Origin of the sequence: Staphylococcus roterodami (genome assembly GCA_022493055.1) — a bacterium.
Classification (GTDB): Bacteria; Bacillota; Bacilli; order Staphylococcales; family Staphylococcaceae; genus Staphylococcus; species Staphylococcus singaporensis.
Genome location: CP092781.1, coordinates 1,295,150 through 1,311,612 on the forward strand (window position 1 = coordinate 1,295,150; position 16,463 = coordinate 1,311,612).

17 protein-coding genes and 2 pseudogenes are annotated in these 16,463 nt (G+C 31.8%); 14 read left to right on the forward strand and 5 right to left on the reverse strand.

Annotated elements, in window-relative coordinates:
• Nucleotides 1-67: 67 nt before the first annotated feature.
• The 4 genes from ML436_06395 to ML436_06410 are packed head-to-tail and all read left to right on the forward strand — an operon-like array spanning nucleotide 68 to nucleotide 4,192.
• Nucleotides 68-1,348: a homoserine dehydrogenase gene (locus ML436_06395; GenBank protein ID UMT79353.1), complete on the forward strand. Its 1,281-nt coding sequence runs from the start codon at nucleotides 68-70 to the stop codon at nucleotides 1,346-1,348.
• Between the two features lie 5 nt (nucleotides 1,349-1,353).
• Entirely contained in the window at nucleotides 1,354-2,415 is a 1,062-nt protein-coding gene (thrC, locus tag ML436_06400; protein UMT79354.1) for a threonine synthase, read from the forward strand.
• A 1-nt stretch (nucleotide 2,416) separates the two neighbouring features.
• Entirely contained in the window at nucleotides 2,417-3,331 is a 915-nt protein-coding gene (gene thrB / locus ML436_06405; GenBank protein UMT79355.1) for a homoserine kinase, read from the forward strand.
• Between the two features lie 57 nt (nucleotides 3,332-3,388).
• Complete coding sequence (locus ML436_06410; protein UMT79356.1) at nucleotides 3,389-4,192, forward strand: Cof-type HAD-IIB family hydrolase; 804 nt, start codon at nucleotides 3,389-3,391, stop codon at nucleotides 4,190-4,192.
• 268 nt (nucleotides 4,193-4,460) lie between these two features.
• Here the strand turns inward: ML436_06410 and ML436_06415 are convergent, their stop codons facing one another.
• The 3 genes and pseudogenes from ML436_06415 to ML436_06425 all read right to left on the reverse strand — a co-directional run bounded on the left by ML436_06415 (nucleotide 4,461) and on the right by ML436_06425 (nucleotide 6,479).
• A complete protein-coding gene (locus ML436_06415; GenBank protein UMT79357.1) occupies nucleotides 4,461-4,775 on the reverse strand; it encodes a hypothetical protein in 315 nt (104 codons plus the stop codon).
• A pseudogene (locus ML436_06420) lies at nucleotides 4,750-4,853 on the reverse strand (hypothetical protein). The gene ML436_06415 and the pseudogene ML436_06420 overlap by 26 nt, the downstream one beginning before the upstream one ends.
• A gap of 171 nt (nucleotides 4,854-5,024) precedes the next feature.
• Complete coding sequence (locus tag ML436_06425) at nucleotides 5,025-6,479, reverse strand: amino acid permease (GenBank protein ID UMT79358.1); 1,455 nt, start codon at nucleotides 6,477-6,479, stop codon at nucleotides 5,025-5,027.
• 204 nt (nucleotides 6,480-6,683) lie between these two features.
• On the opposite strand from ML436_06425, the gene ML436_06430 reads away from it, so the two are divergent.
• The 4 genes from ML436_06430 (at nucleotide 6,684) to guaC (ending at nucleotide 10,303) form a co-directional block, all read left to right on the forward strand.
• On the forward strand, nucleotides 6,684-8,201 hold the full coding sequence (locus tag ML436_06430; GenBank protein ID UMT79359.1) for a catalase: 1,518 nt from the start codon (nucleotides 6,684-6,686) through the stop codon (nucleotides 8,199-8,201).
• A gap of 90 nt (nucleotides 8,202-8,291) precedes the next feature.
• Nucleotides 8,292-8,441 carry a 50S ribosomal protein L33 gene (rpmG, locus tag ML436_06435; protein ID UMT79360.1) on the forward strand — a complete coding sequence of 50 codons (150 nt, stop codon included), beginning with the start codon at nucleotides 8,292-8,294 and terminating at the stop codon, nucleotides 8,439-8,441.
• Between the two features lie 457 nt (nucleotides 8,442-8,898).
• Entirely contained in the window at nucleotides 8,899-9,168 is a 270-nt protein-coding gene (gene rpsN / locus ML436_06440; GenBank protein UMT79361.1) for a 30S ribosomal protein S14, read from the forward strand.
• A gap of 157 nt (nucleotides 9,169-9,325) precedes the next feature.
• Nucleotides 9,326-10,303 (forward strand): GMP reductase, encoded by a 978-nt coding sequence (gene guaC / locus ML436_06445; GenBank protein UMT79362.1) that lies wholly within the window; start codon nucleotides 9,326-9,328, stop codon nucleotides 10,301-10,303.
• Here the strand turns inward: guaC and ML436_06450 are convergent.
• Entirely contained in the window at nucleotides 10,300-10,383 is an 84-nt protein-coding gene (locus ML436_06450) for a hypothetical protein (GenBank protein ID UMT79495.1), read from the reverse strand. The genes guaC and ML436_06450 overlap by 4 nt on opposite strands.
• Between ML436_06450 and ML436_06455 the strand changes: the two are divergent.
• Nucleotides 10,349-11,342, forward strand: a pseudogene (locus ML436_06455) (CAP domain-containing protein). The gene ML436_06450 and the pseudogene ML436_06455 sit on opposite strands and share 35 nt — an antisense overlap.
• A 358-nt stretch (nucleotides 11,343-11,700) precedes the next feature.
• On the opposite strand, the gene lexA reads toward ML436_06455, so the two are convergent.
• On the reverse strand, nucleotides 11,701-12,324 hold the full coding sequence (gene lexA, locus ML436_06460; GenBank protein UMT79363.1) for a transcriptional repressor LexA: 624 nt from the start codon (nucleotides 12,322-12,324) through the stop codon (nucleotides 11,701-11,703).
• 142 nt (nucleotides 12,325-12,466) lie between these two features.
• On the opposite strand from lexA, the gene ML436_06465 reads away from it, so the two are divergent.
• The 5 genes from ML436_06465 to ML436_06485 all read left to right on the forward strand — a co-directional run bounded on the left by ML436_06465 (nucleotide 12,467) and on the right by ML436_06485 (nucleotide 16,372).
• A complete protein-coding gene (locus tag ML436_06465; protein ID UMT79364.1) occupies nucleotides 12,467-12,700 on the forward strand; it encodes a hypothetical protein in 234 nt (77 codons plus the stop codon).
• Nucleotides 12,701-12,838: 138 nt separating this feature from the next.
• A complete protein-coding gene (locus tag ML436_06470) occupies nucleotides 12,839-13,078 on the forward strand; it encodes a DUF896 domain-containing protein (GenBank protein ID UMT79365.1) in 240 nt (79 codons plus the stop codon).
• A 120-nt stretch (nucleotides 13,079-13,198) separates the two neighbouring features.
• A complete protein-coding gene (tkt, locus tag ML436_06475) occupies nucleotides 13,199-15,187 on the forward strand; it encodes a transketolase (GenBank protein ID UMT79366.1) in 1,989 nt (662 codons plus the stop codon).
• Between the two features lie 296 nt (nucleotides 15,188-15,483).
• Nucleotides 15,484-15,726, forward strand: a complete 243-nt coding sequence (locus tag ML436_06480; protein ID UMT79367.1) for a YneF family protein — start codon at nucleotides 15,484-15,486, stop codon at nucleotides 15,724-15,726.
• Between the two features lie 178 nt (nucleotides 15,727-15,904).
• The gene (locus ML436_06485) at nucleotides 15,905-16,372 is read left to right on the forward strand and encodes a DUF1453 family protein (GenBank protein UMT79368.1); all 468 of its coding nucleotides are present in this window, start codon (nucleotides 15,905-15,907) and stop codon (nucleotides 16,370-16,372) included.
• The last annotated feature ends 91 nt before the right edge of the window (nucleotides 16,373-16,463 follow it).

The following is a 16,463-nucleotide window of genomic DNA, read 5'->3' on the forward strand; positions in this document are numbered from 1 at the left end:
TACTATCATCTAGTGTTTTTCAATAATACATTTGTTTTTCTCAAAAGCACAAACGGAGGTACATAACATGAAAAATTTAAATATAGCATTATTAGGATTAGGTACTGTTGGGTCTGGTGTAGTAAAAATCATCGAAGAGAACAGGCAGCAAATTCAAGACACATTAAATAAAGACATTGTAATTAAACATATCCTTGTTCGTGATAAATCTAAAAAAAGACCATTAAATATTAGCCAATATCATTTAACTGAAGATGTTAATGAAATTTTAAATGATGATTCTTTAGATATTATTATAGAAGTAATGGGTGGTATTGAACCAACTGTTGATTGGTTACGAACAGCACTGAAAAATAAAAAACATGTCATCACTGCAAATAAAGATTTACTAGCAGTACACCTAAAACTTTTGGAAGATTTGGCAGAAGAAAATGGTGTAGCTTTAAAGTTTGAAGCTAGTGTTGCAGGTGGGATTCCAATCGTAAATGCCATAAATAATGGTTTGAATGCGAATAATATTTCTAAATTTATGGGAATTTTAAATGGTACCTCTAATTTTATTTTATCTAAGATGACTAAGGAACAAACGACATTTGAAGAAGCACTCGATGAGGCGAAAAGACTTGGTTTTGCAGAAGCAGATCCTACTGATGATGTAGAAGGGGTAGATGCAGCACGTAAAGTTGTTATTACATCATATTTGTCATTTAACCAAGTCATTAAACTAAACGACGTTAAACGAAAAGGGATTAGCGGTGTAACTCTAACTGATATTAATGTTGCTAATCAACTGGGGTATAAAATTAAATTAATTGGTAAGGGAATATATGAAAATGGCAAAGTTAATGCTTCAGTAGAGCCGACATTAATTGACAAGAAACACCAATTAGCAGCAGTAGAAGATGAATATAATGCGATTTATGTCATTGGTGATGCTGTAGGAGATACGATGTTTTATGGGAAAGGGGCAGGTAGTTTAGCAACAGGTAGTGCGGTAGTAAGTGATTTATTAAATGTAGCACTATTCTTTGAATCAGATTTACATACATTGCCGCCTCATTTTGAATTAAAGACAGATAAAACACGCGAAATGATGGATTCTGATGCAGAAATTAACATTAAAGAAAAATCTAACTTTTATGTTGTAATTAAAGATGTTAATGATTCATTAGAAAAGTTTGAAAATGACTTAAAGTCTATATTACCGTTCCATAAAACATTAAGTGTAGCAAACTATGAGGATGATTCATATGCAGCTGTCATAATTGGATTGGAATCATCACCAGAAGAATTAATCACTAAGCATGGATATTTAGTTGAAAAAGTATATCCGGTAGAAGGAGTTTAATTAATATGAGAAGATGGCAAGGATTAGTAGAAGAATTTAAGGCGCATTTGCCAGTAGACGAAAATACACCTAAATTAACTTTAAATGAAGGTAATACACCACTTATTCATTGTAAAAATATTTCAGCAATGTTAGGCATTGATTTATATGTTAAATATGAAGGTGCGAATCCAACTGGGTCATTCAAAGATCGTGGTATGGTAATGGCTGTAACTAAAGCTAAAGAACAAGGCAAGAAGATTGTAATTTGCGCTTCAACTGGTAACACGTCGGCTTCTGCCGCTGCATATGCAGCAAGAGCTGGATTAAAGGCAATTGTAGTTATCCCAGAAGGTAAAATTGCATTAGGAAAGTTATCTCAAGCGGTGATGTATGGTGCAGAGATAGTTTCAATAGAAGGAAACTTCGATGAAGCGTTAGAGATTGTGAAAGAAATAGCCAAAAGCGGTGAAATTGAGTTAGTAAACTCTGTTAATCCTTATAGAATTGAAGGCCAAAAAACTGGTTCTTTTGAAATTGTACAACAGCTAGATGGTGAAGCTCCTGATATTTTAGCGATTCCTGTAGGTAATGCAGGTAATATTACGGCGTATTGGAAAGGTTTTAAAGAATACCATGAAGCTAAGGGTTCGCAATTACCTAAAATGTTTGGTTTCCAAGCTGAAGGTGCATCCCCAATCGTACAAAATAAAGTCATTAAAAACCCAGAGACAATTGCAACGGCTATTCGGATCGGTAATCCTGCTAGTTGGGAAAAGGCGACAAATGCATTGAGAGAATCAAATGGTTTAATTGATAGTGTAACAGATGAAGAAATCTTAGAAGCTTATCAGTTAATGACAACTAAGGAAGGTGTCTTTAGCGAACCAGCAAGTAATGCTTCTATTGCAGGTTTAATTAAATTGCATAGACAAGGTAAGTTACCCCAAGGTAAAAAAGTTGTTGCAATACTAACAGGTAATGGATTAAAAGATCCAGATACTGCTATTTCACTATTAGATAATCCAATCAAGCCATTACCGAATGACAAGAATAGTATTATTGAATATATTAAAGGAGCTTTATAACATGACTAATGTTTTGGAGTTAACAATTCCAGCTTCAACAGCCAACCTAGGAGTTGGCTTTGATTCTATAGGTATGGCTTTAGATAAATTTTTGTATCTATCTGTAATGGAAACGTCTGACACAAAATGGAAGTATATTTTCCGTGATGATGCTTCAAAGCAATTGCCAACAGATGAAACAAACTTTATTTATCAAGTTGCACAGCGAGTGGCTTCAAAATATGAAGTGACTTTGCCTAATTTATGTATCGAGATGCGAAGTGATATTCCATTAGCAAGAGGATTGGGTTCATCTGCTTCTGCTTTAGTGGGCGCAATTTATATTGCAAATTACTTTGGTGATATTCAATTATCGAGACATGAAGTATTGCAATTAGCAACAGAAATTGAAGGTCATCCTGACAATGTTGCACCAACAATTTATGGGGGACTAATTGCAGGGTATTATAATGATGTGTCGAAAGAAACGTCAGTTGCGCATATAGATATACCAGATGTGGATGTAATTGTAACAATACCAACTTATGAACTTAAAACTGAAGCATCAAGACGCGCATTACCCCATAAATTAACACATAGTGAAGCAGTTAAATGTAGTGCGATTAGTAATACGATGATATGTGCCTTGGCACAGCATAATTATGAATTAGCTGGCAAACTTATGCAGCAAGATGGTTTCCACGAACCATATCGTCAACATTTAATTGCTGAATTTGAAGATGTTAAGGCGATTGCGAATGAGCACAATGCATATGCAACAGTTATTAGTGGTGCTGGGCCATCAATTTTAGTCTTTAGTCGCAAAGAAAATAGTGGCGAATTAGTTCGAACATTAAATAGTCAGGTAGTATCATGCCATTCTGAATTGGTCGATATTAATATCAGTGGTGTTAAAGAACGAATTGTATACCAATAGACGCTTTATATTGTAAAATAGTATTAAATGCAGAATAGAGAGGAGATTTAATACGATATGACAAATTATAAAGCAGTTGTGTTAGATATGGATGATACGTTGCTAAATTCAGATAATGTTGTTTCAGAAGAAACTGCAAAATATTTAACAACGATACAAGATGAAGGAATTTATGTTGTATTAGCATCTGGAAGACCAACAGAAGGTATGATTCCAACAGCCAGAGAATTGAAACTACCAGAACACCATAGCTACATTATTAGTTATAATGGTAGTAAGACGATTAACATGGCAAATGAAGAAGTGGAAGTTAGTAAATCTATTAGCAAGCAAGATTTTGATGAAATTGTAGATTATTGTAGAGATAGAGGCTTTTTTGTTCTTACATATCATGAAGGACAAATTATTTACGATAGTGAACATGAATACATGAACATTGAAGCGGAATTAACAGGATTACCTATGAAACGTGTTGATGATATCAAAGCGTATATTCAAGATGACGTTCCTAAGGTCATGGGTGTTGACTATGTTGCGAATATTACAGAAGCTAGAATTGATTTAAATGGTGTGTTTAATGATAATGTAGATGCTACTACTAGTAAGCCGTTTTTCTTGGAATTTATGGCTAAAGATGTGTCGAAAGGTAATGCGATTAAAGCGCTTTGTCATAAATTAGGATTTACTGTAGACCAAGTGGTTGCTTTTGGTGACAGCATGAATGATAAATCAATGTTTGAAGTAGCAGGATTAGCTATTGCAATGGGAAATGCTTCAGACGAATTAAAAGAATATGCAGACGAAGTTACATTAGATCATAACAATAACGGTATTCCACATGCTCTAAGAAATTTATTTTAAGATTTTAAATAAGCCTAAACACATGATTTTCCAATCGAATATCTAGTGTTTAGGCTTTTACAATTGTGTATTTATATAATTGTGTTGACGATGTTTATTGTTATAAGTATGTGAAATACGTTAGATATAATGGTAAACTGTTAAAATTCGTAATGAATTAATTATTTGAAAGTAAAAGCAACTTCTTAATGAAACGTATTGTATTGTAAGTCTAAAAAAGCAGCGACAATCTAACTGGTTTGTTAGATGCACTGCAAGCGTATGGTAATTATTTAGCTGTTTGAGTCCAATCATGTTTGCCTCTGAATCGTTTTACATGTGCATATATTTGGTCAGCAGTATAGTCTAAGTTTGTATAAACAGTAATACTAAAAGCTGATTGGTTTTCTGCAAAAGACTCTTCTAAAAACAATTCCTTTAAATGAGTAAATAAATCGTTCATTTGTTTATGATCTAAACCGGGATACTCCCTTAAAGTTCTTTTTAATAATTGGCCATTCTTTTCTTCTAATGCTTGAACCACAATAACAAATCTCTCATCTTGCTTTAATACATCATCAAATAAATTTGTTTGTCCAATCATTGAATTCACCCCTGAAAAGTTATTCTTATCTATATTATACACAATCTGCAAAATATCTAAAATAAAGAATGTAAATATTGTTCGAATAAAAATGCACAGAATACTAGTTAATATACTAAATACTTAAATTGGAAAGCATCTCCATAAGGATATGAAGTTATTTTGTATAAAATAACACGACAAATGCTATCAAATGTTTGAAGCATCTGTCGTGAATGAAAGGGGATTTTTATATTTACACTGTTTTAATTATTTTTGATTTTCATAATCATGTGGTTTTAAATTGATAGTTTCAAGTTTAACAAACTTTGTCTTATGAATTATTTTATGAACAAAATAAATAATTGCTAAGATGATTAAAGGTAAGAAGTTTCTAAACACGCTCAACCAATCATTTTCTAGCATACTTTCAAATGAACTACCAAGTAATAAGAATGCTAAAGTTGCAATAACAATAATAGGACCTAATGGATAAAATGGTGCTTTATATGGAAGTACTTTACTTGGATCTTCACCTTGTTTTTTAATTGCCTGTCTTAATCGGATTTGGGACCATATACTTGAACCCCATACAACTATTACCATTGAACCGATTATTTTTAATAAGTTAAATACAGCATGTGCATTGAAATTCGCGTATACGATTACAATAACAACAACAACGTATGTTGTTAATAATGCTCGAAGCGGTAATTTTGTAGTTTTGTTTAATTTACTTAAAAACTTAGGTGCTTTATTATCAGCACTTAGTGAATATAACATTCTACCAGTTGTATAAACGCCTGAGTTAGCAGCTGATAATAATGATGTTAAAATTACTGCATTAATAACAGATGCTGCAAAAGCAATACCAACTCTATCAAAGACAATAGTAAATGGACTTTGACTTACAGAACCACTTTCATTTAATAATAGTGGATCTGTATACGGAATAATTGCAGCAATTACAGCAATTGATAACACGTAGAACAATAGTATGCGCCAAAAAACTTGCTTAATAGCTTTAGGCATTGATTTTTTAGGGTCATCAGATTCTCCAGCAGTAACGGCTACTACCTCGGTACCTCCGACAGAGAAACCTGCAACAAGTAATACGCCTAAGAATCCTGAAATACCACCTACAAATGGTGCATCACCTTTTGTATAATTTTCAAAGCCATAACTATGACCACCTAAAATACCAAAGATCATTAAAATACCAAATGCAATGAATACTATAATTGTAATTACTTTAATTAATGATAACCAAAATTCAGTTTCTCCGAATGATTTTACCGAAAAAATGTTTAATAGTAGTAAAATTGTAATAAATATTAAACTCCAAGTAATGGGGTGGAAAAATTTAAATGTGTCCCAGAAATAAAGTACATTTGACGCCACAATAACATCAACACTAGTAACTAATGACCATAAAGCCCAATACAACCATCCCATTGTAAAACCAAGTGATGAATCTATAAAACGTGTTGAATATGAACTGAAAGAACCTGATACTGGATAAAATGTTGCTAACTCTCCTATAGAAGACATTAAGAAGTACAACATAATACCAATTAGTAAATAGGCTAATATAGCGCCTCCGGGTCCTGCTTGTGAAATTATACTACCTGTAGCGACAAATAGACCAGTTCCAATTGCACCACCTATAGCAATCATGGAAATGTGTCTAGAATTAAGACTACGGTTCATTTTATTATCTTCCATATTTAGTCTCCCATCTATTTAAATATACCCATTATTGTAAGCTTTTTAAGTAGACTATTCAATAACTTTTTAACACTTTAAAGCGAAAAAAATTAAAATTTTCTGATTTTTTAATCTTCTTGAGCATGTTTAATTGTAATTTCATTGGGGTTAAATTATAATGTGTATTAAATTATAATAATTATAAATTGTGGAGGGATGACTATGTCACAACAAGATAAAAAGTTAACTGGAGTTTTTGGGCATCCAGTATCAGATCGAGAAAATAGTATGACTGCTGGATCAAGGGGACCACTATTAATGCAAGATATTTATTTCTTGGAGCAAATGTCACAATTTGATAGAGAAGTTATACCTGAACGTCGAATGCATGCGAAAGGTTCTGGTGCATTTGGTACATTTACTGTAACTAAAGATATTACTAAGTATACTAATGCTAAAATTTTCTCTGAAGTTGGCAAACAAACTGAAATGTTCGCACGTTTTTCTACAGTAGCAGGTGAACGTGGTGCTGCTGATGCAGAACGAGACATTAGAGGTTTTGCGTTAAAATTTTACACAGAAGAAGGTAATTGGGATTTAGTAGGGAATAATACACCTGTCTTCTTCTTCAGAGATCCAAAGTTATTTGTAAGTTTGAATCGCGCTGTTAAACGTGATCCAAGAACAAATATGCGAGATGCTCAAAATAACTGGGATTTTTGGACTGGACTTCCTGAAGCTTTACATCAGGTAACGATTTTAATGTCAGATAGAGGTATACCTAAAGATTTACGTCATATGCATGGATTCGGTTCTCATACGTATTCAATGTACAATGATGCTGGCGAACGTGTTTGGGTTAAATTCCACTTTAGAACTCAACAAGGTATCGAAAATTTAACAGATGAAGAAGCTGCTGAAATTGTAGCCACTGATCGTGATTCATCTCAACGTGATTTATTTAATGCTATTGAAAATGGTGACTATCCAAAATGGACAATGTATATCCAAGTAATGACAGAAGAGCAAGCCAAAAATCATAAAGATAATCCATTTGATTTAACAAAAGTATGGTATCACGACGAATATCCATTAATTGAAGTTGGAGAGTTTGAATTAAACCGAAATCCAGACAACTATTTTTTGGATGTAGAGCAAGCTGCTTTTGCACCAACTAATATTATTCCAGGATTGGATTTTTCACCTGATAAAATGTTACAAGGACGTTTGTTCTCATATGGAGATGCACAAAGATATCGTTTAGGTGTAAATCATTGGCAAATTCCTGTGAATCAACCTAAAGGTGTAGGCATTGAAAATTTATGTCCATTCAGTAGAGATGGTCAAATGCGAGTTATTGATAATAATCAAGGTGGCGGCACACATTATTATCCAAATAATCAAGGCAAATTTGATTCACAACCTGAATACAAAAAGCCTCCATTCCCAACTGATGGTTATGGTTATGAATATAATCAACGCCAAGATGATGATAATTATTTTGAACAACCTGGTAAGCTATTTAGATTACAATCTGAAGATGCTAAAGAAAGAATTTTCACAAATACAGCAAATGCAATGGATGGTGTGTCTGAAGATGTTAAGCGACGCCATATCCGTCATTGTTATAAAGCTGATCCAGAATATGGTAAAGGTGTAGCTAAAGCATTAGGTATTGATATTAATTCAATTGATCTTGAAACAGAAAGTGACGAAACTTACGAAAACTTTAAAAAATAAATTTGAAATGTGTATTCAATATTGCGTAGTTGAGCAGTTTATGATAATATAATAAATCGTAAAGATTCCTAACAAGAGAGGGTGTTTAACGTGCGCGTAAACGTAACATTAGCATGCACAGAATGTGGCGATCGTAACTATATCACTACTAAAAATAAACGTAACAATCCTGAGCGTATTGAAATGAAGAAATATTGCCCAAGATTAAACAAATATACGTTACATCGTGAAACTAAGTAATTCTTATCATTCAAATACGACGATTTGAAATCAAAGCGGGCTTTTCCATTATTTATGGAGAGCTCGTTTTTTTTATTGATGATACTTCAATATAACAGTAAGAAAAATATTTCAAATGTAATAAGTATGTAGATAAATAATTTGAGTTATTTCTTAATGAAGTAACTAGTGAAATTATTTATGGTATTTTGTTAAGTAGTATTTAAATGACACGAACAATACAGTAAAAGTAAATTTTAAAAAGCTTAATTTCTATTAATATAGTAGTAAATGAAAAGTAATAGTCTTTTTTTAAGAAAGTATAGTCGTTTTGAAGTGAATTAAAATTTTTCAAAGCCATAGAACGTTTTTGAGTAATTTAGCAAATAAATAAGATTTAACTGTTGAATTATGTGAGGATTGTGTTATTATATAAATCGTAATAATTACGATTTGATAAAAAGTGAGGTAACAATATATGGCTAAGAAGTCTAAAATAGCAAAAGAAAGAAAAAGAGAAGAATTAGTAAATAAATATTATGAATTACGTAAAGAGTTAAAAGCGAAAGGTGATTATGAAGCATTAAGAAAATTACCTAGAGATTCATCACCAACACGCTTAACAAGAAGATGTAAAGTAACTGGTAGACCAAGAGGTGTATTACGTAAATTTGAAATGTCACGTATTGCATTTAGAGAACATGCCCATAAGGGACAAATTCCAGGTGTTAAAAAATCGAGCTGGTAAAATTAAATTTCGTACTTTAGCCCATTTACAATATTAATAAAACAATGTACAGTATATACGAATGCTATAAACTGAATGTTTTCACGATTAATCAAGAAAACATTCGGTTTTTAATTTGCATTAATAAAATAATTTGTTTTAAAAGGGGCTATTTAAAGTGAAAATATTTGATTATGAAGATATTCAGTTAATACCGAATAAATGTATCGTTGAAAGCAGATCTGAATGTGATACATCGATTCAATTTGGACCTAAGACATTTAAACTACCTGTAGTTCCTGCGAATATGCAAACAGTTATGAATGAAACATTAGCAAAATGGTTTGCAGAAAATGATTATTTCTATATCATGCATCGTTTTGACGAAAAAGCTAGAGTACCTTTTATTAAAAATATGCAAGATTCAGGTTTATTTGCATCAATTTCAGTAGGTGTAAAGAAATCAGAATTTGAATTTATTGAAAAATTAGCTCAAGATAAATTGATACCAGAATATATAACAATAGATATTGCCCATGGACATTCTGATTCAGTAATTAATATGATAAAACATATAAAAAAATATTTACCTGATAGCTTTGTTATTGCAGGTAATGTTGGTACGCCTGAAGGTGTCAGAGAATTAGAAAATGCCGGTGCGGATGCTACAAAAGTTGGTATTGGTCCTGGTAGAGTTTGTATTACAAAAATTAAAACTGGCTTTGGTACAGGAGGTTGGCAGCTATCAGCATTAAATTTATGTAGTAAAGCAGCACGTAAACCTTTAATTGCTGATGGTGGTATTAGAACACATGGTGATATCGCTAAATCTATTCGATTTGGGGCATCAATGGTGATGATTGGTTCACTTTTTGCTGCACATGAAGAATCTCCAGGTGAGACAGTTGAACTTGATGGCAAACAGTATAAAGAATATTTTGGAAGCGCATCGGAATTTCAAAAAGGTGAACATAAAAATGTTGAAGGTAAGAAAATGTTTGTAGAACATAAAGGTTCATTATTTGATACTTTAAATGAAATGCAACAAGATTTACAAAGTTCAATTTCTTATGCCGGTGGAAAAGACTTGAAATCATTACGTACTGTAGATTATGTTATTGTAAGAAACTCTATTTTTAATGGAGATAGAGATTAATTTTTATAGTAGGTGATGTAAATTAAAAAGTTCATAGTAACAGTTATTGCATTTTTATCGATTATTATTATTGCACCAATAACTGAATTTAAACCACTGGTCCATTTACAAAATGAAGTAAGACAATATATTGATATTCATATTAATAAAGAAACAATTTCAGCTGAAAATAAATTAGACACACCTAAAAAGCAAGCAATTTGCATTTAATAATATTCAAATGAATATGTCTAAATCAGAAGTTGAAAAGATATTAAAACAACTCAAAAGGGTAACATTTAATGAATATGGTACAAAATGGTATACGTATTATGATGGCGATTATAATAATTTTATGATGGTTAGTTATATTAAGGATAAAGTAAACGCTATATATTCAAATCAAAATATCATTACTTCCAAATCTAAAATTAAGTACAATACACCAAAAGCAATTGTCAGACAAAGATTAGGTGAACCTGTGACTGAAATAGTTAAAGGTAGAGTTCGTTATGAACAAAACAATAAAGAGTATGATGTTTTTCATAAAAATAATATCTATACAACAGTTTTCTATGATAAACACCGTCGAGATAGTGTAACAGCCGTATTACAAGTTAGTGATGCCATGGAAAATAGGCTGAAACAGCAATATGGTGCGCCATCGAAATCACTTGCAAATAGTTATGAGCTTCAAAATTTTGATTTAGTTAATGCTGAAAGAAAACAACATCAGTTAGCAACACTAAAATACTCTAAACAGAATTCTGAAACAGCACGAAAACATAGTAAAGATATGGCGGATAATCACTACTTTGACCATACTAACTTAAAAGGTCAATCTCCGTTTGATCGATTGAAAAAAGATGGTATAGTATTTAGGTCGGCTGGTGAAAATTTAGCGTATGGTCAAGTAAGCAGTATTTATGCACATGAAGGGTTAATGAACTCTCTTGGTCATAGAAAGAACATTTTAAATGATGCATTTAATGCATTAGGTGTTGGTGTTGATTTTAATGATGAAAGACAGCCGTTTTGGACAGAAAATTATACTGGATAATGTTTCTAAAGCTTTTTTAAAGGGTATGGTTTATCTGTAAGGAAGTAGATAAACATGATGATACAAGATAAAACTAAAGATGCGGACATATTAGAACGCGTCAAAGACATATTAAATAAAAAAGATAGTAAAAAATAACATTAGCTCGCTTCAGCATATAATTGTCGAAGCGAGTTTTACTTTTTGTAAAAATATTAGTTTGACGTAATACTATTGGTTAGTGTTTGTAATTTTGTGACGTTTTTATAAATGACAGCATGTAAAAAAACCTCTTGATAATCATTGTGATTTCAAGAGGTTGAAAATTTATTAAGAATGAGGGTTTAACAAATGCGATTATATACAAAATATTGAAAAATTACATTTCACGATACAAACCAATTACTTTACCGATAACTGTAACGTTATCGAGGTAAATTGGTTCCATTGTGCTATTTTCAGGTTGCAAACGATATCGATTTTTTTCTTTATAAAAACGTTTAACCGTTGCTTCATCTTCATCTGTCATTGCAACGATGATATCACCATTTTCTGCAATCGTTTGACTTCGAACAATTACTTTATCTCCATCTAATATACCGGCTTCAATCATACTGTCACCCATAACATTTAAAATAAATATATCGCTATTATGCGTTGATGTTAGGTGTTCTGGTAATGGAAAATATTCTTCTACATTTTCAACTGCAGTAATTGGAATACCAGCAGTAACTTTACCAATTACTGGAACATGGATTGTCTCTTCCATATTAATGTTATCATTTGTTTGTTCACTGACAATTTCGATTGCACGAGGTTTCGTTGGATCTCGTCTAATATATCCTTTTTCCTCAAGGCGTGAAAGATGACCATGAACTGTTGAACTTGAAGCTAAACCAACCGCTTCGCCAATTTCACGAACACTAGGTGGATAACCTTTCGATTGAACAACTTGTTTAATATAATTATATATTTCGCTTTGTCGTTTTGTTAATTCTCTCATATATAGGCACTCCCTAATTTAATTTAAATTTATTATAGCATTAATTCAAAACTAAAACAAACATTTGTTCGTTAAAATGTTGACATAGAACATAAGTTCTGATAAATTACTTATACAAACAAATGTTCTAGGAGTGAAATCGATGTTTTTCAATAAATACAAAAACTTATCCACATATATAATAATATTTTTAGTTTCAAGTGCGGCCTTTTCTATATTCTTATTAAATGCGAACATCAGTGCTCACACGGAACAAACGTACGAGATGACTGATCACCAAATTAAGACGAAAGCAATTGACAAAACATACGAACATAGTATCCCTACAAACGAAGACGAACAAAAAGATCGAAAAGTGTTCGCGTTTATAAATTAATTCAATAAATTTTCCTGCGCTATTTTGCTTATTTCGGCAAAGTAGCGTTTTTCATTACTTTTTAGATGATCTAAAATTTGTTATATTTTGTTAAAGTATTATAATGGTTGGATAAATAAAGTGAAGGTAGGGTTTTTAATGAGTAATTCAGATTTGAATATTGAAAGAATAAATGAATTAGCTAGAAAGAAAAAAACAGAAGGATTAACACAAGAAGAGGCTAAAGAGCAAACAGCTTTAAGAAAAGCTTATCTTGAAAGTTTTAGAAAAGGATTTAAACAACAAATAGAAAATACAAAAGTGATTGATCCGGAAGGAAATGATGTTACACCCGAAAAGATCAAAGAAATACAGGAAAAAAGAGATAATCAAAATTAGAACATAACTATATATAGAATTTTCTGACATTAAAATTTGATTTAAGTATTTTACTTATCTTTTTATTTTAAAATAAGTTATAATGTATTTGATAAAATTGAAGAAGGGAAGATACACAAGATGTTTAATGAAAAAGATCAATTAGCTGTTGATACGTTACGTGCTTTAAGTATCGACACAATCGAAAAAGCAAATTCTGGTCATCCAGGATTACCTATGGGAGCTGCCCCAATGGCTTATACTTTGTGGACACGCCATTTAAATTTCAATCCACAATCAAAAGATTACTTTAACAGAGATCGTTTCGTACTATCAGCTGGACATGGTTCAGCATTATTGTATAGTTTGTTACATGTATCAGGAAGTTTAGAATTAGAAGAATTAAAGCAATTTAGACAATGGGGTTCTAAAACACCAGGTCATCCTGAATACAGACATACTGATGGTGTAGAAGTTACAACTGGTCCACTTGGTCAAGGATTTGCTATGTCAGTTGGTTTGGCATTAGCCGAAGATCATTTAGTTGGTAAGTTTAACAAAGATGGATACAATGTTGTAGATCATTACACATATGTATTAGCTTCTGATGGTGATTTGATGGAAGGTATCTCACATGAAGCTGCTTCATTTGCTGGTCATAACAAACTAAGTAAATTAGTTGTACTATATGATTCAAATGATATCTCACTTGATGGTGAATTGAATAAAGCATTTTCAGAAAATACTAAAGAACGTTTTGAAGCATATGGTTGGAACTATTTATTAGTTAAAGATGGCAATGATTTAGAAGAAATTGATCAAGCCATTACTAAAGCTAAATCTCAAGAAGGTCCAACTATTATCGAAGTTAAAACGACAATCGGCTTTGGTTCTCCAAATAAAGCAGGTACTAATGGTGTTCATGGTGCGCCTTTAGGTGAAGACGAAAGAAAATTAACTTTCGAAAATTATGGTTTAGATCCTGAAAAACGTTTCAATGTTTCTGAGGAAGTTTATGAAATTTTCCAAACTACAATGTTACAACGTGCTAATGAAGACGAGTCTAAATGGAATGAATTATTAGAAAAATATGCTGAAGCTTATCCTGAATTAGCCGAAGAATTTAAATTAGCAGTTAGTGGAAAATTACCTAATAATTACAAAGATGAATTGCCTCGATTTGAATTAGGTCATAGCGGTGCATCTCGTGCTGATTCTGGAGCAATCATTCAAGCTATTAGTAAAACTGTCCCTTCATTCTTTGGAGGATCAGCAGACCTTGCTGGTTCAAATAAATCAAATGTAAATAATGCAATTGACTATAGTTCTGAAACACCAGAAGGTAAAAATGTATGGTTTGGTGTACGTGAATTTGCAATGGGAGCTGCTGTTAATGGTATGGCTGCTCATGGAGGTTTACATCCATATGGAGCAACTTTCTTCGTATTTAGTGATTATTTAAAACCAGCATTGCGTCTATCATCAATTATGGGATTAAATGCAACATTTATCTTTACACACGACTCAATTGCAGTTGGTGAAGATGGTCCTACGCATGAACCAATTGAACAATTAGCTGGGTTAAGAGCTATTCCTAATATGAATGTTATCCGTCCTGCAGATGGAAATGAAACTAGAGTAGCTTGGGAAGTTGCATTAGAATCAGAATCAACTCCAACTTCATTAGTATTAACACGTCAAAACTTACCAGTATTAGATGTACCTGAAAAAGTAGTTGAAGAAGGTGTGCGTAAAGGTGCATATACAGTTTATGGCGCTGAAGAAACACCAGAATTCTTATTATTGGCATCTGGTTCAGAAGTTAGCTTAGCAATTGAAGCTGCAAAAGATCTTGAAAAACAAGGTAAATCTGTACGCGTAGCTTCTATGCCTAACTGGAATGCATTTGAACAACAATCTGATGAATATAAAGAATCAGTTATTCCGTCAAGTGTAACTAAGCGTGTCGCTATAGAAATGGCTTCACCACTTGGATGGCATAAATATGTAGGTACAGCTGGCAAAGTTATCGCTATTGATGGCTTTGGTGCAAGTGCGCCTGGTGATTTAGTAGTTGAAAAATATGGATTTACTAAAGAAAATATTTTAAACCAAGTAATGAGCTTATAAGAAGCTTATATACAATTTAAATATATAGAAGTCTAGGATACCTAATCTTAGGCTTCTTTAATATTAGAGTTTTCATTACATTGAAAATAATTTTAAGGGATAATATTACATGAAGTTTGTATTAACATTCGTGTTCAACTATTAGAATTTAATTTAATCATAAAAATCACTATTATATCTATGTGATTTTTGATATTATTTTTAGTATCGATATTAAAATACTTGAATAAACTAGTTCTTGAAATAATGTGTTGAATTTAGTAAAATTCAGTAGGATAAAGAAAGCGGGTGAAACAATGGCAACTTGGTTAGCAATTATTTTAATAATAGTAGCTTTAATTTTAGGTTTAATTGGTGGTTTCTTATTAGCAAGAAAATATATGATGGATTACTTGAAGAAAAACCCACCAATCAACGAAGAAATGCTTCGTATGATGATGATGCAAATGGGTCAAAAACCTTCTCAAAAGAAAATTAATCAAATGATGACGATGATGAATAAAAATATGGATCAAAATATGAAGAGTGCGAAAAAGTAAATTCGCGATTTATAGAGGCTGTTACTCAAATATGAGTAAGGCCTCTTTTTCGTTACAAACTAGCAATTAAAAATAGATTTAATAGAATTGAAGTTAACAAAATGACGAAAAGAATGATAAATGCTATAATTCAGTTTATATGATTAACAGAGAGTTTATTTTATAAGAAGGTGTATGCGTGCTCTACTTAATATTTTCAATAGTTGTAGCTTTATTTATGGGAACAATGGTTATAGTTATCCGTATGAAAGCTCAAAATTATCCGGTAAATGAGAAAAAAATAATTTTGCCACCGTTCTTTATGTCAACGGGTGCCTTAATGTATGTTGTACCTTATTTTAGACTTACTGGGTCTGAAATGTTAGAAGCTTTTATCATTGGTTTGTTATTCTCTACAGTTCTAATATGGACATCTCGTTTTGAAGTTAAAGGTACAGAGATTTATATGAAACGTTCAAAAGCATTTCCGGTCATTTTAATTTCTTTACTTATTATTCGTACTGTGATGAAGATATTTATTAGTAATGAAATTGACCCAGGAGAGTTGGGCGGAATGTTCTTTTTATTAGCATTTTGTATGATTGTACCTTGGAGATTAGCAATGCTATATAAATATAAAAAATTAAAGAAAACATTAATCAATTAATTACTTTTAAAACCACTTGTTTTTGACTACTAAATTAGTCGATAAGTGGTTTTAATTTTACTTGAAACAGGGAGAAGAATATATTAAAATA